23 protein-coding genes are annotated in these 22,508 nt (G+C 68.4%); 14 read left to right on the top strand and 9 right to left on the bottom strand.

Annotation, left to right across the window (positions count from 1 at the left end; translation table 11 throughout):
- Positions 1 to 105 precede the first annotated feature (105 nt).
- Positions 106 to 864, top strand: coding sequence for a tRNA1(Val) (adenine(37)-N6)-methyltransferase (locus ACE3PU_RS14300; RefSeq protein WP_374390769.1), 759 nt, complete (start codon positions 106 to 108; stop codon positions 862 to 864).
- A gap of 95 nt (positions 865 to 959) precedes the next feature.
- Positions 960 to 1,571: a TIGR02466 family protein gene (locus ACE3PU_RS14295; RefSeq protein ID WP_374390768.1), complete on the top strand. Its 612-nt coding sequence runs from the start codon at positions 960 to 962 to the stop codon at positions 1,569 to 1,571.
- Here the strand turns inward: ACE3PU_RS14295 and ACE3PU_RS14290 are convergent.
- A complete protein-coding gene (locus ACE3PU_RS14290; RefSeq protein WP_374390767.1) occupies positions 1,562 to 2,194 on the bottom strand; it encodes a TetR/AcrR family transcriptional regulator in 633 nt (210 codons plus the stop codon). The two genes, ACE3PU_RS14295 and ACE3PU_RS14290, sit on opposite strands and share 10 nt — an antisense overlap.
- Before the next feature lie 113 nt (positions 2,195 to 2,307).
- On the opposite strand from ACE3PU_RS14290, the gene ACE3PU_RS14285 reads away from it, so the two are divergent.
- Both ACE3PU_RS14285 and ettA read left to right on the top strand, forming a co-directional pair.
- Complete coding sequence (locus tag ACE3PU_RS14285; RefSeq protein WP_374390766.1) at positions 2,308 to 3,060, top strand: SDR family oxidoreductase; 753 nt, start codon at positions 2,308 to 2,310, stop codon at positions 3,058 to 3,060.
- 463 nt (positions 3,061 to 3,523) lie between these two features.
- Positions 3,524 to 5,191: an energy-dependent translational throttle protein EttA gene (ettA, locus tag ACE3PU_RS14280; protein WP_374390765.1), complete on the top strand. Its 1,668-nt coding sequence runs from the start codon at positions 3,524 to 3,526 to the stop codon at positions 5,189 to 5,191.
- Positions 5,192 to 5,250: 59 nt separating this feature from the next.
- Here ettA and cysN read toward each other — a convergent pair whose 3' ends face one another.
- Entirely contained in the window at positions 5,251 to 7,164 is a 1,914-nt protein-coding gene (gene cysN, locus ACE3PU_RS14275; protein WP_374390764.1) for a sulfate adenylyltransferase subunit CysN, read from the bottom strand.
- Positions 7,164 to 8,102, bottom strand: coding sequence for a sulfate adenylyltransferase subunit CysD (gene cysD, locus ACE3PU_RS14270; RefSeq protein WP_374390763.1), 939 nt, complete (start codon positions 8,100 to 8,102; stop codon positions 7,164 to 7,166). The genes cysN and cysD overlap by 1 nt, the downstream gene beginning before the upstream one ends.
- 429 nt (positions 8,103 to 8,531) lie before the next feature.
- Between cysD and ACE3PU_RS14265 the strand changes: the two genes are divergently transcribed.
- Both ACE3PU_RS14265 and ACE3PU_RS14260 read left to right on the top strand, forming a co-directional pair.
- Complete coding sequence (locus ACE3PU_RS14265; RefSeq protein WP_374390762.1) at positions 8,532 to 9,062, top strand: CarD family transcriptional regulator; 531 nt, start codon at positions 8,532 to 8,534, stop codon at positions 9,060 to 9,062.
- Between the two features lie 119 nt (positions 9,063 to 9,181).
- Positions 9,182 to 10,126 (top strand): DUF808 domain-containing protein, encoded by a 945-nt coding sequence (locus ACE3PU_RS14260; protein ID WP_374390761.1) that lies wholly within the window; start codon positions 9,182 to 9,184, stop codon positions 10,124 to 10,126.
- Positions 10,127 to 10,156: 30 nt separating this feature from the next.
- Here the strand turns inward: ACE3PU_RS14260 and ACE3PU_RS14255 are convergent, their stop codons facing one another.
- A complete protein-coding gene (locus tag ACE3PU_RS14255; protein ID WP_374390760.1) occupies positions 10,157 to 10,666 on the bottom strand; it encodes a DUF3617 domain-containing protein in 510 nt (169 codons plus the stop codon).
- Between the two features lie 203 nt (positions 10,667 to 10,869).
- Between ACE3PU_RS14255 and rpmB the strand changes: the two genes are divergently transcribed.
- Complete coding sequence (rpmB, locus tag ACE3PU_RS14250; protein ID WP_374390759.1) at positions 10,870 to 11,166, top strand: 50S ribosomal protein L28; 297 nt, start codon at positions 10,870 to 10,872, stop codon at positions 11,164 to 11,166.
- A 67-nt stretch (positions 11,167 to 11,233) separates the two neighbouring features.
- Here rpmB and ACE3PU_RS14245 read toward each other — a convergent pair whose 3' ends face one another.
- Positions 11,234 to 12,010, bottom strand: a complete 777-nt coding sequence (locus ACE3PU_RS14245; protein ID WP_374390758.1) for a transglutaminase family protein — start codon at positions 12,008 to 12,010, stop codon at positions 11,234 to 11,236.
- A 152-nt stretch (positions 12,011 to 12,162) separates the two neighbouring features.
- Here ACE3PU_RS14245 and ACE3PU_RS14240 point away from each other — a divergent pair, with 152 nt between their 5' ends.
- The 3 genes from ACE3PU_RS14240 to ACE3PU_RS14230 are packed head-to-tail and all read left to right on the top strand — an operon-like array spanning position 12,163 to position 15,852.
- Positions 12,163 to 12,738 carry a biliverdin-producing heme oxygenase gene (locus ACE3PU_RS14240; protein ID WP_374390757.1) on the top strand — a complete coding sequence of 192 codons (576 nt, stop codon included), beginning with the start codon at positions 12,163 to 12,165 and terminating at the stop codon, positions 12,736 to 12,738.
- Positions 12,735 to 14,900, top strand: a complete 2,166-nt coding sequence (locus tag ACE3PU_RS14235; protein ID WP_374390756.1) for a histidine kinase dimerization/phosphoacceptor domain -containing protein — start codon at positions 12,735 to 12,737, stop codon at positions 14,898 to 14,900. The genes ACE3PU_RS14240 and ACE3PU_RS14235 overlap by 4 nt, the downstream gene beginning before the upstream one ends.
- A 40-nt stretch (positions 14,901 to 14,940) precedes the next feature.
- Positions 14,941 to 15,852 (top strand): DMT family transporter, encoded by a 912-nt coding sequence (locus ACE3PU_RS14230; RefSeq protein WP_374390755.1) that lies wholly within the window; start codon positions 14,941 to 14,943, stop codon positions 15,850 to 15,852.
- A gap of 17 nt (positions 15,853 to 15,869) precedes the next feature.
- Here ACE3PU_RS14230 and ACE3PU_RS14225 read toward each other — a convergent pair whose 3' ends face one another.
- The 3 genes from ACE3PU_RS14225 to ACE3PU_RS14215 form a co-directional block, all read right to left on the bottom strand.
- A complete protein-coding gene (locus ACE3PU_RS14225) occupies positions 15,870 to 16,073 on the bottom strand; it encodes a cold-shock protein (protein WP_249750176.1) in 204 nt (67 codons plus the stop codon).
- 208 nt (positions 16,074 to 16,281) lie between these two features.
- Positions 16,282 to 17,040, bottom strand: a complete 759-nt coding sequence (locus ACE3PU_RS14220; protein ID WP_374390754.1) for an extensin family protein — start codon at positions 17,038 to 17,040, stop codon at positions 16,282 to 16,284.
- 112 nt (positions 17,041 to 17,152) lie between these two features.
- Positions 17,153 to 18,277, bottom strand: a complete 1,125-nt coding sequence (locus ACE3PU_RS14215; protein ID WP_374390753.1) for a serine hydrolase domain-containing protein — start codon at positions 18,275 to 18,277, stop codon at positions 17,153 to 17,155.
- Positions 18,278 to 18,406: 129 nt separating this feature from the next.
- Between ACE3PU_RS14215 and ppk2 the strand changes: the two genes are divergently transcribed.
- Entirely contained in the window at positions 18,407 to 19,156 is a 750-nt protein-coding gene (gene ppk2, locus ACE3PU_RS14210) for a polyphosphate kinase 2 (protein WP_374390752.1), read from the top strand.
- A gap of 6 nt (positions 19,157 to 19,162) precedes the next feature.
- Here the strand turns inward: ppk2 and ACE3PU_RS14205 are convergent, their stop codons facing one another.
- Positions 19,163 to 20,755 (bottom strand): carboxyl transferase domain-containing protein, encoded by a 1,593-nt coding sequence (locus ACE3PU_RS14205; protein ID WP_374390751.1) that lies wholly within the window; start codon positions 20,753 to 20,755, stop codon positions 19,163 to 19,165.
- A gap of 314 nt (positions 20,756 to 21,069) precedes the next feature.
- Between ACE3PU_RS14205 and rpsF the strand changes: the two genes are divergently transcribed.
- The 3 genes from rpsF to rplI are packed head-to-tail and all read left to right on the top strand — an operon-like array spanning position 21,070 to position 22,330.
- Positions 21,070 to 21,453: a 30S ribosomal protein S6 gene (gene rpsF / locus ACE3PU_RS14200; RefSeq protein WP_374390750.1), complete on the top strand. Its 384-nt coding sequence runs from the start codon at positions 21,070 to 21,072 to the stop codon at positions 21,451 to 21,453.
- A gap of 12 nt (positions 21,454 to 21,465) precedes the next feature.
- The gene (rpsR, locus tag ACE3PU_RS14195) at positions 21,466 to 21,744 is read left to right on the top strand and encodes a 30S ribosomal protein S18 (protein WP_008259463.1); all 279 of its coding nucleotides are present in this window, start codon (positions 21,466 to 21,468) and stop codon (positions 21,742 to 21,744) included.
- A 1-nt stretch (position 21,745) separates the two neighbouring features.
- Positions 21,746 to 22,330 (top strand): 50S ribosomal protein L9, encoded by a 585-nt coding sequence (gene rplI / locus ACE3PU_RS14190; protein ID WP_374390749.1) that lies wholly within the window; start codon positions 21,746 to 21,748, stop codon positions 22,328 to 22,330.
- The last annotated feature ends 178 nt before the right edge of the window (positions 22,331 to 22,508 follow it).

Here is a 22,508-nt window from a genome sequence, read left to right as displayed (position 1 = left end):
GCGCGCGCGGGCGCGCGCGGAAGGCGATGACGACACGGCGGCTTGCCGGATCGCGATGCGGCGCACAATGGTGATCCCCCCCTTGAGGGTCAAGGAGATTGAGGCTTGCATCAGCCCCCCGTCGCCCATCCGGAGATCGTCGAGAACGGCCTTCTGGACGGGCGCGTGCGCCTGCGCCAACCGGCCCGCGGCTATCGCGCCGGCCTCGACGCCGCCTTGCTGGCGGCCGCCGTTCCGGCTTCGCCGGGCCAAGGCGTGATCGAGGCCGGATGCGGCGCGGGCGCCGTGCTGATGCAGATCGCCGCGCGCCGGCCCGGGGTCGCTCTGGAAGGGCTGGAGCGCGATCCCGCCATGGCCGCCCTGGCGGGCGAGAACGCGCGGCTGAACGGCGTCGACGACCGCACGGCGATTCGCACCGGCGACGTGGCGGCGGGGTTCCGCGCGCTCGGACGGACGCCATTCGACTGGGCGGTGTCGAACCCGCCCTTCTTCGACGACGCCTCGGCCTTGCGCGCCCCGGCCGAGGGCAAGCGCGGCGCCTGGATGGCCGACGACGGCCTGGCGGCCTGGACCGGCTTTCTCCTCAAGGCGGTGCGTGAGGGCGGCCGCATCGTCGTCATCCATCGCGCCGACCGGCTGGCCGACCTCCTGGCGCTGCTGGGCGACAAGGCCGGCTCCTTCGCCGTCCGCCCCATCCACCCCTTCGCCGACGAACCGGCCAAGCGCGTCCTGGTCCATGCGATCAAGACCGGCAAGGCGCCGCTTCGCCTCCTTCCCCCGCTCGTCCTCCACGACCGCTCCGGCGCCAAGCACACGCCGGAGACCGACGCGATCCTGAGGGGGCAGGCGGCGCTGGACTGGTAATGAGGCCGCCCCTTCTGGCCGCCTCCTGCTGGCTTTCGGCCGCGGAACGGAACGAGAGAGTTTCCGCGCCGGTCGTCAGCCGCTATCTCCCTGCCATGTTCCTGCGCCCCCTCTTCGTCACCCAGGTCTATGAAGCCTCCCTCGCCGACGGCCGGGGCTGGGGCGACTTCAACGCACGGCTTGTCGACGTCGTGCGCATGATGGCCCAGGAGGACGAGGCCGGCCGTCGCTGGTGCCGCGCCAACGGCTATCGCGGCTACACCTCCTACGGCTCGCTGAACGACCTGCCCCAGCGCTTCCCCGAGTTCGCCGAACTGAAGCGCCACCTCGACCGGCACGCCGTCGCCTACGCCCGCGCCCTGAACTTCGACCTGGCCCGCAAGCCCCGCCTGGACAATCTGTGGGTAAACATCCTCAAGCCCGGCGGCGGGCACACCGGCCACATCCACCCGCACGCCTTCCTGTCGGGCACCGTCTATGTCGACGTGCCCGACGGCGCCTCGTCGCTGAAGCTGGAGGACCCCCGCCTGCCCTTCATGATGGCGCGCCCGTCGGTGACCGACGAAGCGCCCGAGGCCGAGCGCCCCTTCGTCTATCTGCAGCCCCGCGCGGGCACGGTCCTGATGTGGGAAAGCTGGCTGCGGCATGAGGTCCCGACCAACCAGGCCAGGGCGGACCGCATCTCGATCAGCTTCAACTACGCCTGACCGGTCAGCGGCTTCCAGGCGGCCATGGCCGACGTCACCACCGAATCCAGCTCTTCCCGTGAGGCTCCGCCCTTGGCGCTGAGGCTCAAACCCTTGTGGACGGTGGCGTAGAAGTCCGCGACCGCGCGGACGTCGGTCCCTGCCGCCACGTCGCCGTCCTGCACCCCGCGCTCAAGCCGGCGCGTCAGGGTGTCCGCATTGCTGGCGCGCAGTTCGCACAGACCCTGCGTCAGTTCCGGCGACAGCTCGCCCATCTCCGTGGCGGTGTGCAGCACCATGCAGCCGGCCGGCGAGTCGGGACAGGAAAAGGCCTCGACGGCTTTACGCAACAGGCCCTCGACGCTCTCGCGCGCCGTCGGCGCCTCCATGATGGCCCAGAACGATGCGCTGTTGACGGCCACATAGCGTTCGATCGCCTCCCGAAAGAGGCCTTCCTTGGAGCCGAAGGCGGCGTACAGGCTGGGCGAGGCGATGCCCATGGCGGCGGTCAGCTCGCTCATCGACGCGCTCGCGTATCCCTTGGCCCAGAACACGCGCATGGCGGCGTCCAGGGCCTGTTCACGATCGAAGCTGCGGGGGCGACCGCGCGCCGGGCGGGCGGCGACGCCGTCTTTCGGCGACATTCGGACCTCTTTTGTACAGATCGATAAATAATCCCTTGCGGTGAGAGGACAAGCCTCCCAGCTATTCTGTGCCAATCGATACAGATTGGCTGACACAACCAGGATCGTCGAGAATGACCTCTCCCTCCCTCCCCCTCTCCGGCAAGCGCGCCCTCGTCACGGGCGGCGCCCGCGGCATCGGCGCGGCCATCGCGCGCCGGCTGGCCGCCGACGGCGCCGATGTCGCGCTCACCTATGAAAAGTCCGCCGACAAGGCCGAAGCCCTCGCCGCCGAGCTGCGCGCCCTTGGCCGCAAGGCCGTCGCCATCCAGGCCGACGCCGGCAGCGCCGCCGGAGCCCCGGCCGCCGTCGACGGCGCCGTCGACGGTCTCGGCGGCGTCGACATCCTGGTGAACAACGCCGGCGTGGCCCGCATGGGCGCCTTCGCCGACCAGCCGCTTGAGGACATCGACGCCCTGCTGAACGTCAATGTGCGCGGCGTCCTGCTGACCACCCAGGCCGCGCTGAAGCACATCCCGGACGGCGGCCGGATCATCACCATCGGCAGCACGGTAGGCGAGAAGGTCGGCTTCGGCGGCATCACCGTCTACTCGGCCTCCAAATCGGCGCTGGAGTCCTTCAGCCGCGGGCTGGCGCGGGAACTCGGGCCGCGCAACATCACGGTGAATGTCGTGCGCCCCGGCGCCACCGACACGGACATGAATCCGTCGGATGGCCCCATGGCGCCGTCCGTTCTGCCCAGCCTCGCGATCGGCCGCTATGGCCGTCCCGAGGAAGTCGCCGCGGCTGTCGCCTTCCTGGCCGGCCCGGACGCCGGCTACATCACCGGCGACGGCATTCTGGTCGACGGCGGCGCCAACGCCTGATCGGTCGCGTGGGGGCTCCACGCCCCCTCGCCGCCACATGGCCGAAGAACCAGGATCACCTCACCGTCGCGTCCGTCGGCTTCACCCGCGCGCTCATGGCCGTGCTGCTTGCCGGGCGATAATGCCGGGACGGATAGTCCCGCCCCTGCCGGGACATTCCGCCGCGTACAGTCGGGACATCGCCGCCTTCGACCTGGCGCCCTGCGGTCCTGTGGTAGTCTGCATCTGCAGATCCGGTCTTTGACATTGACAATCCCGCATCCCGGCGCGCCGCCCGTTCGCCGGGCCCCTCGGCGGGCGCTCCGCGGCCGTGAAACGGCATGGGCCTGCGTTCACGATCCGCCCGGATTTCCGTCTCGGGAGACTTTGGCGACGTTCGCCTCATTTGCCCTCGCGCGTCAGGATCGCTACATCCGCGCGAACCTCCCCATTCCGACGAACCCCAAGGGCGAAACCGCACCTCATGGCGCAGCAATATATTTTCCAGATGCAGGGTCTGACCAAGACCTTCGCAGGCGGCAAGAAGATCTTCGAGAACATCTGGCTCAGCTTCTACAACGACGCCAAGATCGGCGTCGTCGGGGTCAACGGCTCGGGCAAGTCCACCCTGCTGAAGATCATGGCCGGCCTGGACAACGAGTTCACCGGCGAGGCCAAGGCCGCCGACGGCGTCAAGCGCGGCTACCTGGAGCAGGAGCCCCAGCTCGATCCCAATCTGAACGTTCGCCAGAACGTCGAGGCCTGGTGCGAAGAGAAGCAGTGGGTCAATCGCTTCAACGAAGTGGCCGCCGAACTGGGCGAGAACTACACCGACGAGCTGATGGAGGAGATGACCGCCCTCCAGGAGAAGATCGACGCCGGCGACGTCTGGGACATCGACAGCCGCATCGAAATGGCGATGGACGCCCTGCGCTGCCCGCCCGACGACTGGGAAGTCACCAACCTGTCCGGCGGTGAGAAGCGCCGCGTGGCCCTGGCCCGCCTGCTGCTGTCCAAGCCCGACATGCTGCTGATGGACGAACCGACCAACCACCTGGACGCCGAGTCGGTGGCCTGGCTGCAGCATCACCTGGAGACCTTCCCGGGCTGCGTCATCCTGGTGACCCACGACCGCTACTTCCTGGATCAGGTGACCAAGTGGACGCTGGAGCTGGACCGCGGCAAGGGCCATCCGCACGAGGGCAACTACTCCTCGTGGCTGGAAGCCAAGCAGAAGCGCGTCGTCCAGGAGCAGTCGGAATCGGAAGCCCGCCAGCGCGCCCTCACCCGCGAACTGGAATGGGTCCGCTCGGGCGCCAAGGCCCGTCAGGCCAAGTCCAAGGCCCGTCTGGCGGCCTATGAGAAGATGGTCGCCGAGCAGGAGAACAGCCGGGCCGCCCAGACCCACGCCGTCATCCAGATCCCGCCCGGCCCGCGCCTCGGCAACATCGTGCTGGAGGTCGAAGGTCTGCAGAAGACCTATGGCGACAAGGTCCTGTTCGACAACCTGACCTTCAAGCTGCCCCCCAACGGCATCGTCGGCGTCATCGGTCCCAACGGCGCCGGCAAGTCGACCATGTTCAAGCTGATCACCGGCCAGGAGCAGCCGGACGGCGGCACGATCAAGGTCGGCGAGACGGTCAAGCTGGCCTATGTCGACCAGTCGCGCGACGACCTGAAGCCGGAAGACACCATCTGGCAGGCCATCTCGGGCGGCACCGACATCATGATGGTCGGCAAGCGCGAGATTAACTCCCGCGCCTATGTCGGCAGCTTCAACTTCAAGGGCGGCGACCAGCAGAAGAAGGTCGGCCAGCTGTCCGGCGGTGAACGCAACCGCGTGCACCTGGCCAAGACCCTGGCCTCGGGCGGCAACCTGATCCTGCTCGACGAACCGACCAACGACCTGGATATCGAGACGCTTCAGAACCTGGAAGAGGCCCTGGAAGAGTTCGCCGGCTGCGCCGTGGTCATCTCCCACGACCGCTGGTTCCTGGACCGCCTGGCCACCCACATCCTGGCCTTCGAGGGCGACAGCCACGTCGAATGGTTCGAAGGCAACTTCGAGGCCTACGAAGAGGACAAGAAGCGCCGTCTGGGCACCGACGCCCTGATCCCGCACCGGATCAAGTTCCAGAAGTTCGGCCGCTAAGGTCGCCGCTTCAGGGCCGGACGAGGCGCAATCGCCCCTCGTCCGGCCCCTGGTGTGCTTCAGATGCTGAAATCCGCGGGAGGTTCGGCGCGGTCCAGCCAGTCCGCGATGCGTTCGGCGGCCTCTTCGGCCGTCATAGTGGTGGTGTCGACGACGATTTCCGCCGCCTCGGGCGCCTCGTAGGGGCTGTCGATGCCGGTGAAGTTCTTCAGCTCGCCCGAGCGCGCCTTCTTGTAGAGCCCCTTGACGTCGCGGGCCTCGGCCACGGCCAGCGGCGTGTCGACGTGGACCTCGACGAACTCGCCCGGCCCCATCAGGTCGCGCGCCAGTCGGCGCTCGGCGCGGAAGGGCGAGATGAAGCTGACCAGGACGATCAGGCCGGCGTCGACCATCAGTTTCGACACTTCGGCGACCCGGCGAATGTTCTCGACCCGGTCCTCCTCGGTGAAGCCCAGGTCGCGGTTCAGGCCGTGGCGGACGTTGTCGCCGTCCAGCAGATAGGTGTGGCGGCCGTCGGCGTGCAGGCGCTTCTCGACCAGGTTGGCGATGGTCGACTTGCCCGCGCCCGACAGGCCGGTCAGCCAGACGACGCGGCCGCGTTGGTTCTTGATCGCGGCGCGGGCGGCCTTGTCCACCGACAGGTCCTGCCAATGGATGTTGTGCGCCCGGCGCAGGGCGAAGTGCAGCATCCCCGCCCCGACCGTGCGGTTCGAGATGCGGTCGATCAGGATGAAGCCGCCCAGGTCGCGGTTGGCGGCGTAGGGTTCGAAGGCGATCGCGGCGTCCAGCGACAGGTTGCACACGCCGATCTCGTTCAGCTCCAGCCGCTTGGCGGGACGCTGCTCCAGGGTGTTCACATCGACCTTGTGCTTGGGCTCGGTGATGGCGGCCCCGACGATCTTGGCGCCGATCTTGAGCAGGTAGGGCCGCCCAGGCAGCATGGCCTCCTCGTCCATCCACACCAGGGTCGCCTCGAACTGGTCGGCCGCCTCGGGCGGGGCGTCCGCCGCCGCCAAAACGTCCCCGCGCGAGACGTCGATCTCGTCGGCCAGGGTCAGGGTGATGGACTGGCCGGCCACCGCCCGCTCCAGGTCGCCGTCGGCGGTGACGATGCGCTGAACGGTCGAGGTCTTGCCCGACGGCAGCACCCGGACCGCATCGCCAGGGCGCACGGTCCCGGCGGCGATCAGCCCCGCGAAGCCGCGGAAGTCCAGATTGGGTCGATTGACCCACTGCACCGGCAGGCGGAACGGATCAGCCCGCAGATCGTCGCCGACCTCCAGCGTCTCCAGCAGGGTCATCAGCGGCGGTCCGGCGTACCAGGGCGAATGGGCGCTGCGTTCGGTGATGTTGTCGCCGCGCAGGGCCGACATCGGGATGGCGTCGAAGGCCTCCAGCCCGATCTGGTCGGCAAAACCTCGGAACTCGGCGACGATGGCGTCGAACACCGCCTGGGACCAGCCCATCAGATCCATCTTGTTCACCGCCAGGATCACGTGGCGGATGCCCAACAGGCTGACCAGATAGGCGTGCCTGCGCGTCTGGGTCAGCACGCCCCGCCGCGCGTCGATCAGGATGACGGCCGCGTCGGCGGTCGACGCGCCGGTCACCATGTTGCGGGTGTACTGCTCGTGGCCGGGCGTGTCGGCGACGATGAACTTGCGCCGATCGGTCGAGAAGAAGCGATAGGCCACGTCGATGGTGATGCCCTGCTCGCGCTCCGCCGCCAGGCCGTCGACCAGCAGGGCGAAGTCGATGTCGCCGCCCTGGGTGCCGACGCGGCGGCTGTCCGCCTCCAGCGCCGCCATCTGATCCTCGAAGATCATCTTGGAATCGTAGAGCAGCCGCCCGATCAGGGTCGACTTGCCGTCGTCCACGCTGCCGCAGGTGATGAAGCGCAGCAGGCTCTTGTGCTGGTGTGCGTCCAGATAGGCCGCAATGTCGGTGGCGATCAGGTCGGACTGGTGCGCCATCAGAAATAGCCCTCCTGCTTCTTCTTCTCCATCGAGGCGGACTGGTCGTGGTCGATCACCCGCCCCTGCCGCTCCGACGTGGTGGTCAGCAGCATTTCCTGGATGATCTCGGGCAGGGTGGCGGCCGTGCTCTCGACGGCCCCGGTCAGGGGATAGCAGCCCAGGGTCCTGAACCGCACCGACCGCATTTGCGGCGTCTCGCCGGGTTTAAGCGGAAAGCGGTCGTCGTCAACCATGATCAGCGCGCCGTCCCGCTCCACCACCGGCCGTTCGGCGGCGAAATACAGCGGCACGATGGGGATGTTCTCCAGGTGGATGTATTGCCAGACGTCCAACTCGGTCCAGTTGGAGATCGGGAAGACGCGGATGCTTTCACCCGGCCGCTTGCGGGTGTTGTACAGCCGCCAGAGCTCGGGCCGCTGGTTCTTGGGATCCCAGCGGTGTTCGGCCGTGCGGAAGGAGAAGATGCGCTCCTTGGCCCGCGCCTTCTCCTCGTCACGCCGCGCTCCGCCGAAGGCTGCGTCAAAGCCGTGCAGGTTGAGCGCCTGTTTCAGCCCCTCGGTCTTCCAGAGATCGGTGTGCAGGGCCGAGCCGTGGTCGAACGGATTGATCCCGCGCGCGACGGCGTCCGGGTTCCTGTGCACCAGCAGATCGAAGCCCAGTTCGTCCGCCATCCGCTCGCGCATTTCGTACATGGCGCGGAACTTCCAGGTCGTATCGACATGCAGCAGCGGAAACGGCGCCTTGGATGGATAGAAGGCCTTCTTCGCCAGATGCAGCATGACGGCCGAATCCTTGCCGATCGAATACAGCATCACCGGCCGTTCGGCCTCGGCGGCCACCTCGCGCATGATATGGATGCTTTCCGCCTCCAGACGCTGAAGATGCGTCAGTCGCTCGGCCGGAACAGCGGCCGTTGTCGGGGGGGCGTCAGTCATGAAAGGCAAGGTGTTCGCTCGTTCAAAGACGGCCCAGACACCGCAAAGCCTGGCCGGGCGCAAACGATTGATACTATGACCGAGGTTCAGAAATCATCCCCGCATCCGCCGGCCGGTGATTCTTGCCCGATTTCGGCCACAAATGCGCGACTCATGCTGCAAAGCCACGTCCGCCCTGTGGACGTTTTGAAAATCCGTCATTTTGTGATAGGTTCTGTTTCATTGGATCGGGCGGTCCGCGAACTCCTCGCGCCGCCCGTGTTTGCGACAGAATCCCGTCCATGAAGACGGGATCGGCCAGAGGTTTGGTGATCCGTTTCCGCATCTGACGCCTGCATCTTTTCATCCAGCGGCCCCGCCGGTGGATGAAAACCTGTCTGTGTTCGACGCGCCTTCGCTTCGCCCGGCCCTGTCCGGGAAAGGACGAATATGACGAGCAAGACTGGTCTGGAGTTCAAGGTCGGCGACGCGGTCGTCTATCCGGCGCACGGCGTCGGCAAGGTGGCGGCGATCGAGACTCAGGAAGTCGCGGGCATGTCGCTGGAGGTCTATGTCGTGACCTTCGACCACGAGAAGATGACCCTGCGCGTCCCGACCAAGAAGGCCAAGACCGCCGGCCTGCGCTCGCTGGCCGCCGACGACGTCGTGACCAAGGCCCTGACCACCCTCAAGGGCCGCGCGCGCATCAAGCGCACCATGTGGTCGCGTCGCGCCCAGGAATACGAAGCCAAGATCAACTCGGGCGACCTGATCTCGATCGCCGAGGTCGTCCGCGACCTGCACCGCGCCGACACCCAGCCGGAACAGTCCTATTCGGAGCGCCAGCTCTATGAATCGGCTCTGGACCGCATGGCCCGCGAAGTCGCCGCCGCCAACAAGATCGACAAGGACGCCGCCGTCGAACTGCTGGCCAAGTCCCTCAGCGCCAAGAAGCCGGTCCCGACCGCCGAAGCGGCCTGATCGCGCGACATCGCCGAATAAACGAAGGCCCGGGAGCGATCCCGGGCCTTTTGCTTTGCGATCCCTGACGGATTGCGCTCAGGATCGGGGAATCGATCCTCCCTCCCCACGGACGCTTCATGCCCTCTGGACTCATCGCCCTGCTCGACGACGTGGCGGGCATCGCCAAGCTGGCGGCGGCGTCGGTCGATGATGTCGGAGCGGCGGCGGGCAAGGCGTCGACCAAGGCGGCCGGCGTGGTGATCGACGACGCGGCGGTGACGCCTCGCTATGTGACGGGCCTCTCCCCAAGCCGCGAACTGCCCATCATCGGCAAGATCGCCGTGGGGTCGGTGCGGAACAAGCTGCTGCTGATCCTGCCCGTCGCCCTGCTGCTGACCAGCTTCGCGCCCTGGGCCCTCACGCCGATCCTGATGTGCGGGGGCGCCTATCTCTGTTTCGAGGGGGCCGAGAAGCTGATGGAGATGTTCGGCGGGCCGGCCCATGGCGAGGCCGCGCCCGTGACGGGCGACCCCGCCGCGCTGGAGGCCGCGACCGTCTCGGGCGCGGTGCGCACCGACCTGATCCTGTCGGCCGAGATCATGACCATCGCCCTGAACGACGTCTCCGACGCGCCGCTGCTGACACAGGCGGGGGTGCTGGTCGTGGTGGGCCTGGCCATGACGGTGGCGGTCTATGGCGTCGTCGGGCTGATCGTGAAGATGGACGATATCGGCCTGCATCTGGCCGAACGGTCTTCCCGCGTGGCGCGGGGCTTCGGGCGCGGTCTGGTCAAGGCCATGCCGGTTGTCATGAGCGCCCTGTCCACGATCGGCACCATCGCCATGCTGTGGGTCGGGGGCGGCATCCTGCTGCACGGCTCGCACACCCTGGGCCTGGCCTGGCCGGCCGAGCCGGTCGAACACCTGGCTCATGCGATCGAGACCGCCCTGGGGCCCGTCGGCGCGATCGCGGGCTGGCTGACCACCGCGGTCATCTCGGGCGTCATCGGCGTGATCGTCGGCGGCCTGATCGCCGTCGTGCTGCATCAGGCGATGCGGCTGAAGCCGGGCGGTTCGCACTAGCGGCGGCCGCCCGGACGCCGCGAGAACGGCTCAGAAATATTCCGCGTTCGCGGGGCACTGGGCGCTGATGCGCCGGGCGGTGATGCTGGCGGGGATGTAGGGCGTGCCGCGGAGCAGTTGGGCGCCCCCGTTGAAGCGGAAGCTGGTGTCCTCGTACGTCCCGTTCAGCCGCACATTGACCGAGCGTCCCTTCTTGTCGCGGCACGTCCCCTCGAAGCGGGCGTTGCCGTCGCCGACCACGCGGACCGGATAGGTGCAGCGCCACCGGTTGGTCGACAGGCCGCCGAAGAAGCGGTTGATCTCGCTGGGCCGCACGCATTTCCGCTCGGTGTCGCGCTGCCCCAGGGCGCTGGTGGTGTACTCCCAGTATCCGGGCAGCACTTCCGACTGGGCGGCGGTCTGGGCCGGCGCTAGGGCGGGCGCGGCCAGCATGAAGCCGCCCGCCAGGACGGGGGCGGCCACGGCCAGGGCCTTGCGGGGCAGGCGCTCGATCAGGGTCTTCACGGACTTGGCGGCTGGGCTGGTGATCTTCATGGTCATGATATGGATATGATAGCCTGCAATTGAATGCAGGCTGAACGGCGCGGTCGCCCCGTCCTTCCTGCGGCAGCGCCGACTCAGGTTGACGCCTGCGCCCCTCTCCCTTATACGCCCCCTCTCTCGCGCGGGACCGGTTTCCGCGCGTACCTGTTTCATGCGTCTGTTTCCTTCTGGGCCGGACGCCGCACCTTAAGGATCTGACGATGTCGCGTCGTTGCGAACTCACCGGTATCGGCCCGATGGTCGGCCACAGCGTGAGCCACTCGAACATCAAGACCAAGCGCCGCTTCCTGCCGTCGCTGAAGACGGTCAAGGTCACCTCGGACACCCTGGGCCAGACCTTCTCGCTGCGCATCTCCAACGCCGCGCTGCGCACGCTCGACTACAAGGGCGGCCTGGACGCCTTCATCGTGAAGGCCCGCGACGAGCAGCTGTCGATCGCCGCTCAGCGCATCAAGCGCCAGATCCGCGCCAAGCTGGCCGAGCAAGCCGCCGCCTGATTCGGCGTCGCATGAAGATCTGGAAAAGGCCGGCGGAAACGCCGGCCTTTTTCTTTGCTCGCTCCGCCTAGGCCGCCACCACCGTCACGGACTGGCGCACCATCTCGCAGCGTTCCTGCGTGGTCAGGAAGGCGATGTCGGCCGCGTCCCGCCCACAGGCGATCCGCACCAGCCCCTCGACCGGCGCCAGGCGCGTCGGATCGACCAGCCACCAGCCGTTGCTCAGCCAGACCTCGAAGATGGCGTGGAAATCCGGCGGATTCAGCTGATGCGCAAAGGCGCTGACCGCCCGGGCCGGAATGCCTGAGGCGCGGCACAGGGTCATGCCCAGATGGGTGAAGTCGCGACACACGCCGGCCCGGTCGATGAAGGTCCGGGCTGCGGTCGTCTCGGTGTCCGAGACGCCATGCTCATAGTCCACATGGGTGCTGATCCAGTCCAGGATGGCCAGCACGCGCGCGCCGCCCGTCGTATCGCCGAACTCGCGCGTCACGAACCGGCCGAACTGATCCGACGGGCAGTATCGGCTGGGCGACAGATAGGGCAGCACCTCGGCGGGCAGTTCGCCCCAGTCGTGCTGCGTCACATTGGGCGGCAGGCCCTTCAGCACGCCGTTGTCCACCACGGCCTCATAGGTGAGGCCGACCTCTCCCGACACGTGGCAACGCAGCGTGCGGGCGCCGAATTCGGCGTCCTCGTCCTCATGGGCTTCGACGGCGGGCGAAAAAGCCAGTCGCTCTTCAAGGATCTGCTGGCCGGGCCAGTGGGCGACCTGGATCTTGTAGATGGCGTCCGTCGGCGGATCGAAACGATAGACGAGCTCGGCGCGGACGCGCAGTTTCATGAAGGCACCAGAAAAAGAAGGCTCAAGGCCGCTCAACGCCATGCGACTACGGCTGTTCCGTGGCGGCGCGCGGAGACTCCCCGGATGGTACGGCGCCGGACATATCGCGTCGGAAATCGACAAGCGACTACAGTATGTTAAGGTGGTGGCTCATGTCGGCCTCCCCCGCCCTCTCCGCCCTTCGTCGGGCGACCGTCGCCGACCATGCCGCGCTGGAGCACGAAGCGGAAATCGAGTCGCGCCTTGCGGATCCTTCGACCCGCGCCGCGACCGTTGCGGCCTTCCATCGTTTCCACGCTGCGGTCGAGGCCACAGCCCATCCCGCCGTAGCCGCCCTGGACGGCCCGTTCCGGCCGCGATCGCGGGCCGAAGGCATCGCGCGCGACCTGATCGCCCTCGGCATGACGCCACAGACCGTTTCGTCGTCTCTGCGGACGATCTCGACCGGCGCCGCCCTCGGATGGGTCTATGTGGCCGAGGGTTCGATGCTGGGCGGGCGCATCATCCGCAAGCGCCTGACGGCGGCCGGCGCCGACCTGCATGGCCTGACCTTCCTTGACCCGTACGGCGACCAGACCGGCGAGCGTTGGCGCGCCTTCCTGGCCCTGCTTGACCAGGCCTGCGCCGATGGCGCGGCGATGGTCGACGATATTGTCCGCGGCGGCGTGGAGGCCTTCGCCTTCGCCCGCCAGATCCTGACGCCACAGCCGGAAGAGGCCGCTGCATGACCGATTCCGCCTTGCGCGACGACATCGACCTGACGGACTGCGATCGCGAGCCGATCCACATTCCTCAGGCTGTCCAGCCCCACGGCTTTCTGCTGGTTCTCGACGGCGACTCTCTGACGATACTTCAGGGCGCCGGGGCCATCGAAGATCTGACCGGCCGCGCGGCGTGGCTGAACCGTCCCGTCGCCGAACTTCTGGGCGATTCCGTCGTCCGGCGGCTGGGCCAGATGGCGCAGTCAGAGGCGCGCGGCTTCGCCTGTCGCTGGCGCGCCGCCAATCGGCTGGAATACGATGTGGTCGTCCATTACGCCCCCGCGCTCATGGCCGGTCAAGCGCCGCGGCTGATCGTCGAGGTCGAGCAGAGCTCCCAGCAGACCCGCCTCGGCGTCGAACTGATCGCCCGCCTGGACGCCGCCGGCGCCGGGATGGAGCGGGCGGGAACGACGCAGGAGGTGTGCGACCATGCCGCCGAGGCGTTCCGCCAGCTGACCGGCTTCGACCGGATCATGATCTACCGCTTCCTGGACGACGAGGCCGGCCGGGTCGTCGCCGAGGCGCGGGCCCATGGGGCGTCCTCGTTCCTGAATCACCACTTCCCCGCCACCGATATTCCACGCCAGGCGCGGGCCCTCTATCTGCGCAATCCGGTGCGGGTCATTCCCGACAGCCATTACAAGCCCCAGCCGCTGCGTCCGGTCGCGCCCGACGAACCGCCGCTCGACATGAGCGACGTGGGCCTTCGCTCGGTTTCGCCCGTCCATCTCCAGTATCTGAAGAACATGGACGTGCGCGCCTCGGCCTCGGTGTCCATCATCGTCGATGACGTCCTGTGGGGCCTGGTCGCCTGCCACAGCGCGACGCCGCAGCTTCTGCCCTATGAGATCCGCGTCGCCTGCGCCACCCTGGCCCGCACCCTGGCGCGGCAACTGAAGAGCAAGGCCGACGCCGAACTGTACCGCGAGCGCGTGCGCCTGCGTCGTCTGGAAGACGGCCTGGTCGCGCGCCTTCCGGCCGAGCGGCCGCTGGAGCAGGCGCTGGCCGATCAGTCGGCGCAGCTGATGGAGCTGGTCGGCGCCGACGGCGTGGCCCTGGTCCGCGAAGGCCATGTGGTCCGCTTCGGCCACACCCCGCCGGAAGAGGCGTTCGCCACGCTGCACGACTGGCTGCGCCGCCAGCCGGGCCTTCGCCCCGTGTCGACCAACGCGCTCTCGACCCTATTGCCCGAGGCGGACGCCTGGCGTCTTCACGGCAGCGGCCTTCTGGCCGTGCGCCTGCCGGGCGACGATCCGCTGTCGATCCTTTGGTTCCGGGCCGAAATCCTCGAAACGGTCCGCTGGGCCGGCAATCCGGAGACCGCCGTGAAATCCGGCGGGGCCCTGACGCCGCGCGCCTCCTTCGAGGAGTGGTCGCAGACCGTCTCGGGCCGCGCCCGCCGCTGGTCGGCGTCCACCGTCGAGTCCGCCGCGCGCCTGCGCGATGCGCTGGCGGACTTCGCGGCCGTGAACCAGTTGCGCAGCCTGAACCAGTCCCTCCAGGCTCGCCTGACCGAGCGCGACCTGCGGCTGGAGCAGCAGCAGTACCTGATGCAGGAGGTCAACCACCGCGTCCAGAACAGCCTGACGCTGGTGTCCAGCTTCCTGGGCCTGCAGGCGCGCGAACAGGCCGACGGGCCCGCCGCCACGGCGCTTCAGGAGGCGCGCCGCCGCGTGCGCGCCGTCTCCACCGTCCACAGCCGCCTCTATCGCGGCGACGACAACACCAGCATCGACCTGAACCGCTACATCGGAGAACTGGTGGCCGATCTGGGTTCGAGCATGGGGCCGGACTGGGCCGCGGCCATAGACACCGACCTAGCGCCCGTGTGCGTCGAGGCAGGCCGCGCGGTGACCATCGGCCTGGTGCTGACCGAGCTGATCATCAACGCCCAGAAGTACGCCTACGACGGCGCCCCCGGGCCGCTGCGGATCCACCTGACCGAGGACGAGGACGCTTTCCGCCTGTCGGTCGCCGACCAGGGCAAGGGCGGGCACAAGGCGGGCAAGGGTTTCGGTTCGATGATGATCCGCTCCCTGGTGGGCCAGCTGGATGGGCGGATCGACTATCTGGATCGCCGGCCGGGGCTGGAGGTCGTGCTGAAGGCGCGCATCAACCCGACGCTCTGACCGGATGGTCAGGGGTCCCGGCGCGGCCTAAAGAGCCGCCATGACCTCCCCGCTCCCGCGACTTTCCCCGCGCGCCCTCGCTCTTGTCGTGCTGCTGTTCTCGGCCTGCGTGCTCGGGCTGGCGCCCATTCTGGTGCGGCTGACCGAAACAGGGCCGGCGGCGGCCGGGTTCTGGCGCTTCGCCTTCGCCCTGCCGCTGCTGACGATCCTGGCGCGGCGCGAGCTGGGCGGCGTCGCCACCCCGTCGAAATGGGCCTTGCTGGCGGGCCTGTTCTTCGCGCTGGACCTCAGCTTCTGGCACTACGGCATCGTCATGACCTCGGTCGCCAATGCGACGGTGCTGTGCAACCTGACGCCGGTGGTGGTCACCCTGTTCGGCTGGTTCGTGCTGAAGGAGACGCCGCACCGGCTGTTCCTGGTCGCCGTGGCTCTGGCCATGGGGGGCGCCTTCGCCATGGCCGCGGGGGCCGATGGCGGACAGGGGACCAATCCCCTGCTGGGCGACCTGTTCAGCCTGTCGGTCGCGGTCTGGTACTCGGGCTATTTCCTGGCGGTGAAGGCGGCGCGGGCCACCGCGGGCGCCATGCGCATCACCTTCTGGGCCACCCTGCTGGGCGCGCCGCTGCTGCTTCTGGTCGCGCTGGGTCTCGGCGAGGACATCCTGCCCGCTACTGTTGCCGGCTGGGGCGCCTGCGTGGCGATGGGGATCATGCACGTGTTCGGCCAGGGCGGCGTCGCCTGGGCGCTGGGCCGCCTGCCCGCATCGGTCACCGCGGTGACCATCCTGATCCAGCCGGTCGTCGCCGGCCTGCTCGGCTGGCTGGTGTTCGGCGAGACGCTGACCCCGATCCAGGCCGTGGGCGGCGCCCTGGTCCTGGCCGCCGTGGTGCTGGCCCAGCGCTCGGCCCAAACGAAAACGGGCGCAGGGAATGCCCCCGCGCCCGCTTCCTAGCCTGTCGGCTTGTCGACTTAGAGGACCTTGAGGTCCACAGCCGAGGTCTTGCCGCGCTGGGTTTCCAGCTCGTACTCGACCTTGGCGTTCTCATCGAGGCCCTGAAGGCCGGCCTTCTGAACGGCGGTGACGTGAACGAACACGTCAGAACCGCCGCTGTCGGGCTGGATGAAACCATAGCCCTTGGTGGGGTTGAACCACTTGACCGTACCGGTCGCCATGTCTGCGTCTCCGTAAACGCGCTTTTCCAGGCAGGTCCCCCTCGGGGTGACCCGTCAGCCCATCTGGACAGCTCGTTCAGGCGAAGGAGCGAGACGCGGGTTTGGACCCCACGCAAAATCCGGACTGCATCCGTGTTGTCACCCGGCTTTTCGGACCGGTCAACAGCAAAGCGATTCTGGGAAAGGCCCCCGTTTGATTAATCAGACCTCAGCCGCAGACGCCGCGCGGCGCTGCGTCCAGGTGCAGGTGGTCGGCGTGGGCGGCGTTATAGTCCGGGGTCAGAACGTTCGAGAACAGGCGGCAGCCCCCGCCCCGCGCCCGCTCCAGGAACCGCGCGCCGCTCTCGCCCGCCGGCCCCTGCCCGTCCCAATCGGCCAGCACGCTGACCTTGCGCCCGTTCTCTAGGGTCACCGCCGCGACGTCCAGCGCATTGGCCCGCGCGTGCTCGCTGGGACGATCGTCGACGTTGGACGAACCGTAGATGCGACGGCAGGAATAGGTCCCGAAATTCTCGACCCTGGCCACCGGCGAGCCCAATATCTCCCGCGCCGCCGGCTGCAGCACCTGCCGGTCCCACAGGACATAGCGCAGCGCCAGCGGGCACTGCATCACCACGCCGGCGGGGGCCAGCGGCGTCGCACCGCCGGTGATCCGCACCGCCCCGCGCACCTGGCAGAAGCCGCCGTCGTCGCGGTCGGACGCGCGCTCGACCTGCACCCCCGCCTCACGCAGCAACCGCATGCAGGCTTCGGTCGGCGCGGTCACATCCCGCGGCGTCGCCGTGCGCGGCAGGTCGAAGGCGGCCACCTTGCTCGCCGTGGCCCGCCCGATCGGACGATCCAGGTCCAGCGGCTTCCAGGGCAGGTCCTGCGGCGGGGCGAAGGCGTTCAGCAGGGCGAAGGCCGCGCACGCCAGCAGCCCGACTTCCCACAACAGGTTCCAGAAGTCCGCGAAGTCCCGCTTCATGCCGCCCAGCGCCGCCCCATGGCGGGACCCGAACGGCCCCGCTTCCCAACGCACGGAACGGCGGATGCGTTCACCAGGGCCTCTCGCGCCCCGCGTCGGATGCCGGACCGCCTTACCCCAGCGTCCGAACCAGTCCCGGCATCAGTCCGCTCGCCGCGCCCGCCTCCATGCTGACGTTGGCCAGGCCGATGAAGGCCACGCCCCGCGCGGGCGCGACCGCCGCCGCGGTGTGCCACAGGGTGTTCGACCCTTCGTGCATCAGGGCCGGCCCGCCGGCCCAGGGGACGTTCGGCGGCGCGAGCCAGCCCAGCGCATAGGGCCGGCCCTCGCCCGCCCCAGGCGCGGCCAGCAGGGCCATCGTCTCGGGCTTCAGCCAGCCGCCCCCGTCGGTCAGGAACAGCCTCAGCCACGTCGCATAGTCGGCCAGCGTCATGTGCGCCGTCCCCGCCGGACCCAGCGCCAGGGGATTGTCGCCACCCGGATCGCTCGGATCGACCGGAATGTGCGTCGCGCCCCCGGCCCATCGATGCCCCCAGGCGTTGCCGCCGCCCCGGATGTCGTGGGCCGGCGCGCCGAACCCGCCAGACGCCAGGCCCAGCGGCCCGAACATCTCGGTGCGCATCGTCTCCTCCCACGGCGCCCCCGTGACGGCCTCGATGGCGGCGCCCGCCAGGATGTAGTTGGCGTTGGCGTATTCATAGCCGCCCTTCGTCCCCGTGGGCGGACCCGCCAGCATCTTCTCGGCGATGGCGCGCCGCTGTTCAGCCAGCGGCCGGGCGTCGGCCCGCGCCGTCATGTAGAAGACCATGCCCAGGGCGTCGGCGTCCCTGACCCCCGCCCGATGATGCAGGAAGTCGCGGATCGTCGTCCCGGACCAGGCCGGATCGACCGTCGCGCCCGGAAACAGGTCGTGAAGCGGCGTGTCCCAGCGCGCCCGCCCCTGTTCGACCAGCCGGGCGTACAGCGCCGCCGTCATCGCCTTGGTGTTCGACCCCAGGTGCCACCGGTCATCCAGCGTCGCGGGATCGTCTCCGCCGAAACGGCGAACGCCCCGCACGGCCGACCAGGCCAGGCCCTCGCGCGTCACCACGCCGGCGGCCAGCGCCACGGGCCGGGTCTCGGCGAACACCCCGTCCAGAACCGCGTCATAGGCCGCGACCTCCGCCCGCGCGGGCAGCGCCGACAGGCCGGCGACGGCCAGGCTTGCGGCCAGTACGGTGCGGCGGTCGGTGATCATGGCGCTGCTCCTTTGGGGATCCCTTCCAGCCTAGCGAGCCCGGAAGGCGAACGCACGCGCCAAGCCGGCGATGTCGGGCTTCGTATCGCCGCGCTTGCCGTCGTCGGCGCGCAGGGCCAGTGTCGGCCCATGGCAAAGAAATCCGACAGCTACGACGTTGAACTTGAACGGCTGCAACTCGCCGTCGTCGAAACGCAGGCGTGGACGATCGAGCACGGTCTTCGCGTGGTCATCGTCATGGAAGGCCGCGACACGGCAGGCAAGGACGGCGCCATCAAGCGACTGACCGAATACATGTCCCCGCGCCAGACCCGCGTCGTCGCCCTGCCCAAGCCCAGCGACCGGGAATCCAGCCAGTGGTATTTCCAGCGCTATGTCCCGCATCTGCCGGCGGCGGGCGAGACGGTGATCTTCAACCGGTCCTGGTACAACCGCGCCGGCGTCGAGCCGGTCATGGGCTTCTGCACGCCCGAGCAGTACGCCCAGTTCCTGACCGACGCCCCGCGCTTTGAGCGTATGCTGACCGACGACGGGGTCATCCTGATCAAGCTGTGGCTGGACATCTCGCGCAAGGAGCAGGCCCAGCGGCTGAAGGAGCGCCGCAACGATCCGCTCAAGAAGTTCAAGCTGTCGTCGCTGGACGCCGAGGCCGAAGCCCGCTTCGACGCCTATTCGGAGGCCCGCGACCGGATGCTGGCCGAGACCAACCGCGACTTCGCTCCCTGGACCATCGTGGCCACCGACGACAAGAAGACCGCGCGCCTGAACGTCATTCGCCACATCCTGTCGGTCCTCGACCACGTCCAGGGCGAGATCGAAAAGCCCGACCCCGAGGTCGTCTTCGGCGCGGACAAGGCCAAAAAGCTGCTGGCCCGCTGAGCCGCCTTACATCCTGAACAGACCGAAGGTCGTTTCCGGAATGGGGGCGTTCAAGCTGGCGCTGATGGCCAGGCCCAGGACGTCGCGGGTCTGGGCCGGATCGATGATCCCGTCGTCCCACAGGCGCGCCGTGGCGTAATAGGGATTGCCCTCGTCCTCGTACTTCTGGCGGATCGGCGCCTTGAAGGCCTCGGCGTCTTCCGGGCTCCAGCTGTCGGCGTCGCGGTGGACGGTGGCCAGGACGCTGGCGGCCTGTTCGCCGCCCATGACGCCGATCCGGCTGTTCGGCCAGGTGAATAGAAAACGCGGCGAATAGGCCCGGCCGCACATGCCATAGTTGCCCGCGCCGAAGCTGCCGCCGATCAGGACGGTGAACTTGGGCGTCTCGGCGCTGGCCACGGCGGTGACCAGCTTGGCGCCGTCCTTGGCGATGCCGCCGGCCTCGTACTTGCCGCCGACCATGAAGCCCGAGATGTTTTGCAGGAACAGCAGCGGAATCTTGCGCTTGCAGGCCAGCTCGATGAAATGGGCGCCCTTCTGGGCGCTTTCCGAGAAGATGACGCCGTTGTTGGCCAGGATGGCGACCGGATAGCCCCAGATCCGGGCGAAGCCGCACACCAGGGTCGAGCCGTAAAGGGCCTTGAACTCGTCGAACTCGGAACCGTCCACCAGGCGGGCGATCACCTCGCGCACATCGTAGGGGGCGCGGACATCGTCGGGGATCAGGCCGTAAAGTTCTTCGGCTGCAAAGGCCGGCGCGCGGGGTTCGCGCACATCCAACTCGACGGACTTGGTCGTGTTCAGATTCGCGACGATGGACCGCACGATCTCCAGCGCGTGTTCGTCGTTCTCGGCCACGTGGTCGACCACGCCCGAGCGTCGGCCGTGGGTCTCGGCCCCGCCCAGCTCCTCGGCGGAGATGACCTCCCCGGTGGCGGCCTTCACCAGCGGCGGCCCGGCCAGGAAGATGGCCCCCTGGTTGCGCACGATGATCGTCTCGTCCGACATGGCCGGCACATAGGCGCCGCCGGCGGTGGACAGGCCCATGACGCAGGCGATCTGGGCGATGCCCTGGGCGCTCATCCGCGCCTGGTTGAAGAAGATGCGGCCGAAGTGGTCGCGGTCGGGGAAGACCTCGGCCTGGTGCGGCAGGTTGGCGCCGCCGGAATCCACCAGATAGACGCACGGCAGCCGGTTCTGCTCGGCGATCTCCTGGGCGCGCAGGTGCTTCTTCACCGTCATGGGGAAGTAGGCGCCGCCCTTCACCGTCGGGTCGTTGGCCACGATCATGACCTCGCGGCCCGAAACGCGACCGATCCCGGCGATCACGCCGGCGGCGGGGGCGTCGCCGTCATACATCCCGTGCGCCGCCAGCTGGCCGATCTCGAGGAACGGCGATCCGGGGTCCAAGAGCCGTTCGACGCGGTCGCGCGGCAGCAGCTTGCCACGGGCGACATGACGCTCGCGCGACTTGTCGGACCCGCCCCGCGCGGCCTTGGCCACATGGTCGCGCAGCTCGGCGACCAGGGCGCTGTTGTGCGCATGAAGGGACTTGTACTTGGGGCTTTGCGGATCGACCGCTGACGTCAGCTTCGGCATGGGGGGTGCTTTAGGCGGGGAAAGAAGGCCGAACAAGCGCACAGCACTCTCTCCCCGTCCGGCGAGGATGATCGCGCAGCGACCGGGTGGGGGCGGCCCGGCAGGGTCGCACGTGGCATAGGCCAGCGAGGGAGGAGAGAGACTCGTTGCGTTCTCCGCCCTTTTCCCCTATACGCGCCCGCTTTCCAGGGCTTCGGTCCTGTCGCGGAACACCAAAGGGTCGGACGTTCGGTCCCGCCGCCGCGCCAGGAGCCATCGTGGGGACCGACTTACCCGGTCGTTTCCGCGCCGACGCCCATAAGGGAGACTACCGCATGGCTCTTTACGAGCACACGGTCATGACGCGCCAGGACATCTCGGCGCAACAGGCCGAAGCGCTGAACGACACCATCAAGGATCTGATCGTCGCCGGTGGCGGCTCGGTCGCCAAGATCGAATACTGGGGTCTGCGCAACCTCACCTACCGCGTGAAGAAGAACCGCAAGGCTCACTATTCGCTGCTGGCCGTCGACGCGCCTCCGGCCGCCATGGCCGAAGTCGAGCGTCAGCTGGGCATCAACGAAGACGTGCTGCGCTGGCTGACCGTCCGCGTCGAGGAACTCGACCTGGAACTGTCGCCGCTGCTGGCCCGCCGCGAGCGTGAACGCGAGCGCGAGCGCGAGCGCACCCCGCGCGACGACGCCGCCGACGCCGAATAAGGAACCCGGAACATGACCGACACCACCGCCCCGACCCCGGGCGCTCCGGCTGGCTCCGGCGCCGCCGGCCGCCGCCCCTTCTATCGTCGCCGCAAGGTTTGCCCGTTCTCGGGCGCCAACGCGCCGAAGATCGACTACAAGGACGTGAAGCTGCTGCAGCGCTACGTCTCCGAACGCGGCAAGATCGTGCCTTCGCGCATCACCGCCGTCTCCCAGAAGAAGCAGCGCGAACTGGCCAAGGCCATCAAGCGCGCCCGCTATCTGGCCCTCCTGCCGTACGTGGTGAAGTAAGATGAAGGTCGTTCTGCTGGAACGCGTCGAGAATCTCGGCGCCATCGGCGACGTCGTGTCCGTCAAGGACGGCTTCGCCCGTAACTTCCTTCTGCCGCGCGACAAGGCCCGCCGGGCCACCGCCGCCAACTTGAAGGCGTTCGAACTCGACCGCGCCGCCATCGAGCAGCGCAACGAGAAGAACAAGGCCGACGCCCAGAAGGTCGCCGACAAGATCGACGGCCAGACCTACGTCATGATCCGCCAGGCCGGCGAAACCGGCCAGCTGTACGGATCGGTCGCCGGTCGCGACGTCGCCGAGGCCATCCAGGCCGAAGGCGGCAAGGTCGAGCGTTCGCAGGTCGTGCTGAACACGGCGATCAAGACCCTGGGCGTCCACGAAGTGCTGGTCCGCCTGCACGCCGAGGTCCGCGCCACGGTCAAGGTCAACATCGCCCGCTCGCAAGACGAAGCCGAGCGTCAGGCCAAGGGCGAGGACGTCATCCGCAGCCAGTTCGACGACGAGCGCCAGGCCGCCGAGCAATCGGCCCAGGAGCTGATCGAAGGCGGCGCCGGTCAACAGGAAGGCTTCGGCGACGAAGCCTGATCCGACCGGATCGACAGACGTTGAAGGCGCGCTCCGCACGGGGCGCGCCTTTTTCTTTGCGCACGATCAGCCATCAGTTTTCCTGATGTGCGGCGACAGGAGAAGTGGCCGGGCGCGCGATTGACCCGTCATCGCCTCGCCCCAATATCGCCAGCGTCGCGACACGCTCCCCCCTTCG

The organism is Brevundimonas sp., from assembly GCF_041911375.1.
Classification (GTDB): Bacteria; Pseudomonadota; Alphaproteobacteria; order Caulobacterales; family Caulobacteraceae; genus Brevundimonas.
The sequence above is the reverse complement of the archived record's forward strand: the minus strand, read 5'-3'. Positions and strand labels throughout refer to the sequence as shown.

Coding starts and splice junctions, on each gene's coding strand:
- ACE3PU_RS14295 (WP_374390768.1), top strand. CDS start 960: ATGTTCCTGCGCCCCCTCTTCGTCACCCAGGTCTATGAAGCCTCCCTC.
- ACE3PU_RS14290 (WP_374390767.1), bottom strand. CDS start 2,194: ATGTCGCCGAAAGACGGCGTCGCCGCCCGCCCGGCGCGCGGTCGCCCC.
- ACE3PU_RS14285 (WP_374390766.1), top strand. CDS start 2,308: ATGACCTCTCCCTCCCTCCCCCTCTCCGGCAAGCGCGCCCTCGTCACG.
- ettA (WP_374390765.1), top strand. CDS start 3,524: ATGGCGCAGCAATATATTTTCCAGATGCAGGGTCTGACCAAGACCTTC.
- cysN (WP_374390764.1), bottom strand. CDS start 7,164: ATGGCGCACCAGTCCGACCTGATCGCCACCGACATTGCGGCCTATCTG.
- cysD (WP_374390763.1), bottom strand. CDS start 8,102: ATGACTGACGCCCCCCCGACAACGGCCGCTGTTCCGGCCGAGCGACTG.
- ACE3PU_RS14265 (WP_374390762.1), top strand. CDS start 8,532: ATGACGAGCAAGACTGGTCTGGAGTTCAAGGTCGGCGACGCGGTCGTC.
- ACE3PU_RS14260 (WP_374390761.1), top strand. CDS start 9,182: ATGCCCTCTGGACTCATCGCCCTGCTCGACGACGTGGCGGGCATCGCC.
- ACE3PU_RS14255 (WP_374390760.1), bottom strand. CDS start 10,666: ATGACCATGAAGATCACCAGCCCAGCCGCCAAGTCCGTGAAGACCCTG.
- rpmB (WP_374390759.1), top strand. CDS start 10,870: ATGTCGCGTCGTTGCGAACTCACCGGTATCGGCCCGATGGTCGGCCAC.
- ACE3PU_RS14245 (WP_374390758.1), bottom strand. CDS start 12,010: ATGAAACTGCGCGTCCGCGCCGAGCTCGTCTATCGTTTCGATCCGCCG.
- ACE3PU_RS14240 (WP_374390757.1), top strand. CDS start 12,163: ATGTCGGCCTCCCCCGCCCTCTCCGCCCTTCGTCGGGCGACCGTCGCC.
- ACE3PU_RS14235 (WP_374390756.1), top strand. CDS start 12,735: ATGACCGATTCCGCCTTGCGCGACGACATCGACCTGACGGACTGCGAT.
- ACE3PU_RS14230 (WP_374390755.1), top strand. CDS start 14,941: ATGACCTCCCCGCTCCCGCGACTTTCCCCGCGCGCCCTCGCTCTTGTC.
- ACE3PU_RS14225 (WP_249750176.1), bottom strand. CDS start 16,073: ATGGCGACCGGTACGGTCAAGTGGTTCAACCCCACCAAGGGCTATGGT.
- ACE3PU_RS14220 (WP_374390754.1), bottom strand. CDS start 17,040: ATGAAGCGGGACTTCGCGGACTTCTGGAACCTGTTGTGGGAAGTCGGG.
- ACE3PU_RS14215 (WP_374390753.1), bottom strand. CDS start 18,277: ATGATCACCGACCGCCGCACCGTACTGGCCGCAAGCCTGGCCGTCGCC.
- ppk2 (WP_374390752.1), top strand. CDS start 18,407: ATGGCAAAGAAATCCGACAGCTACGACGTTGAACTTGAACGGCTGCAA.
- ACE3PU_RS14205 (WP_374390751.1), bottom strand. CDS start 20,755: ATGCCGAAGCTGACGTCAGCGGTCGATCCGCAAAGCCCCAAGTACAAG.
- rpsF (WP_374390750.1), top strand. CDS start 21,070: ATGGCTCTTTACGAGCACACGGTCATGACGCGCCAGGACATCTCGGCG.
- rpsR (WP_008259463.1), top strand. CDS start 21,466: ATGACCGACACCACCGCCCCGACCCCGGGCGCTCCGGCTGGCTCCGGC.
- rplI (WP_374390749.1), top strand. CDS start 21,746: ATGAAGGTCGTTCTGCTGGAACGCGTCGAGAATCTCGGCGCCATCGGC.